Origin of the sequence: Kamptonema sp. UHCC 0994, from assembly GCF_029167235.1 — a bacterium.
Taxonomy (GTDB): domain Bacteria; phylum Cyanobacteriota; class Cyanobacteriia; order Cyanobacteriales; family Microcoleaceae; genus Kamptonema.
Map to the genome: position 1 here is coordinate 1 of NZ_JARFTR010000189.1, position 2283 is coordinate 2283.

3 protein-coding genes are annotated in these 2283 nt (G+C 43.5%); 2 read left to right on the plus strand and 1 reads right to left on the minus strand.

Annotated elements, in window-relative coordinates; all coding sequences use genetic code 11:
• Positions 1–90: 90 nt before the first annotated feature.
• Positions 91–414 carry a hypothetical protein gene (locus tag PY364_RS17040; RefSeq protein ID WP_275524269.1) on the plus strand — a complete coding sequence of 108 codons (324 nt, stop codon included), beginning with the start codon at positions 91–93 and terminating at the stop codon, positions 412–414.
• Here the strand turns inward: PY364_RS17040 and PY364_RS17045 are convergent.
• Positions 385–1689, minus strand: coding sequence for a lipid-A-disaccharide synthase (locus tag PY364_RS17045; RefSeq protein WP_275524271.1), 1305 nt, complete (start codon positions 1687–1689; stop codon positions 385–387). The genes PY364_RS17040 and PY364_RS17045 overlap by 30 nt on opposite strands.
• 65 nt (positions 1690–1754) lie before the next feature.
• Between PY364_RS17045 and PY364_RS17050 the strand changes: the two genes are divergently transcribed.
• On the plus strand, positions 1755–2231 hold the full coding sequence (locus PY364_RS17050) for an ankyrin repeat domain-containing protein (RefSeq protein ID WP_275524273.1): 477 nt from the start codon (positions 1755–1757) through the stop codon (positions 2229–2231).
• The last annotated feature ends 52 nt before the right edge of the window (positions 2232–2283 follow it).

Sequence of the window (2283 nt, forward strand, 5' to 3'; positions counted from 1 at the left end):
CGCCGCCCTCTGGGCGGTTTGTTACCGCCCAGAGGGCGGCGTTACGTAAGTCTTCAAAACAATAAATTGCGAATAGGAGAAATATAAATTATGTCAGAAAGACCTGAATGGAGAGATGTTTTGGTAGGGATTGGATCGGCATTTTTTATGAATATAGCCTTTGTTTTACTATGCGTCGTTCTAATCTCTATAGCCTCTTCTATTTCCGCGCTCAGCTATTTTCTACCTTTATTTGCTTATGGAATATTCGGCATAGGATTATCTCAACTTTTATATATTGTCCCAACTGTTATTAACCTAAAACGCCAGCAAAAATGGGGAGAAATGAAAGGGGTAATTATTGGTGCTATATTGACAGCTTTAATCAGTGGCGGCTGCTTTTACTTAATTTACTCCTTCTTTGGACAACAATAAAAGTTCTTCACACACCAGTTTAGCTAGTTTGTTGGCTGCACCTGATTCTCCTCGAACTGCCCGCAAACGTTCCCGCATTTCTTCTAACTTTTCAGGATGATTTAAGTAGTCGATTACTAATTCTGCTAAGGCTTGCGGTTCCAGTTTACCGATTAATTCTGGCACTATTTCTTCCTGTGCCCAAATATTCGGCCATGCAAACAATTTTCCTTGTCTCATTTGGAATGCTAACCAGTTAATTACAGTAGCAAAGACAGAACCAAATAATGGTAAATTTGCGAGTAATCCCGGTATGCCATTCCAAGTTTTCATCGCATCCATTTGTTGCATTGGTAGCAAAACAATCATGGGTATTGCTAAAGAACCTAATTCAGCAGTATTGGCTCCAACAGTTGTTAAGCAAAGGCTACATTTAGATAATAAGTTATATGCGGGAAACTGGGTATAAAGTTCTAATCGGACTCCATTTGTTGTCAGTAAAAATGGAAATTCTGCTAAATGTAGTTCAGCACTGATGTTACCAAATAGGGATAAAACTTTATTTTTTTTAGGGTCTGCAAAACTTGCTAAAGTGTGTAAATCGAGAGTGGGGGCAACTGGAATTACGAAGCGAGTCTGAGGACGAAGACGGTGAATATGTTCTGCGATCGCGATACTTAAGGGTATACCGGAAGCCAATTTTGCAGCCTTTGAACCAGGTAACATTCCTATTAATTCGGCCTTGGCTTCGTCACGCCGCCCTGCGGGCGGTAGAGGAACCGCCCGGAGGGCGGCGTTACGGGGGGTTTCGTTGCCTAAATCGGCCATTAAATCGCCAACAATGGTACATTTATCTGCATATTTTTTAGGAATGCTGGCGATCGCATCTGGTTTCATCACGCCAAAGCGATCGATCCAATGCAGCCATCGCGCTTCCCATTCAGCATAGACGACAGTGCGATAGTTTAAACGCTTGCCGATTACTACAGTAAAAAATTGATCGCCGCCTAGAAATAAAACCACTCCTTTGTCCCGCCAATCCCAGTTTTCTGCTGTTTTACCCGACAATAAGAAGGGGAAAAAATGCTCTGCTGCTTGTACTCTATCTACTTCTGGGTAGGAAAGCGCGATCGCAGCTTCAGATCCAGAGGCGTTGGGACAAGGGGACAGTACAACGGAAATGCGGACGAGAGTGCGATCGCATCCCAACTGTTCTCGCAAAGCTTGCACAACTGGACGCACCCAGGTGGTCAATTCTCCAGGGCCATTAGAGAGGATTAAAATATCTATTGCCATATTAGTTGAGATTTTAAGAGAGAATATGAACCGCAGAGAAACAGAGAACACAGAGGAAGGAACCAATGACAGACCTAATTAATGCCGCCAAAACGGGTGATGTTTCTACTTTAGAAGCTTTGATCGAGCAGCGTGTAAATGTCAATGCGAAAGATGAAGAAGGGTTGACAGCTTTGACTGCTGCTGCTGAGGCAGGACATATTGACATTGTGCAAAAACTACTAGCTGCTGATGTTGATATAAATGGCTGCGATAACGATGGCTGGACGGCTTTAATGGGGGCCGCTGCTGCTGGACAGATTGACATTGTAAAAGCACTGCTAGATGCAGGTGCAGATGTGAATGCCAAAACTAATTTTGGTTTAACTGCTTTGATGAGTGCTGCTGGTAGCGGCCATGCGGAAGTTGTGCAGATTTTGTTAGACAAAGGAGCTGATATCAAAGCTAAGGATAATAATACTTGGACTGCCTTTGTTTGGGCTTCATCTGAGGGTCATACAGCGGTGGTTGAGGTTCTTAAAGCTGTTCGCGATCGCCATTAATCATTTAGAAACTTGCTTTCTGTAACGCCGCCCTCTGGGCGGTAAAATCACC

Excerpts from the sequence above, each read along its gene's own strand:
- PY364_RS17040 (WP_275524269.1), top strand. The coding sequence starts at position 91 with ATGTCAGAAAGACCTGAATGGAGAGATGTTTTGGTAGGGATTGGATCG.
- PY364_RS17045 (WP_275524271.1), bottom strand. The coding sequence starts at position 1,689 with ATGGCAATAGATATTTTAATCCTCTCTAATGGCCCTGGAGAATTGACC.
- PY364_RS17050 (WP_275524273.1), top strand. The coding sequence starts at position 1,755 with ATGACAGACCTAATTAATGCCGCCAAAACGGGTGATGTTTCTACTTTA.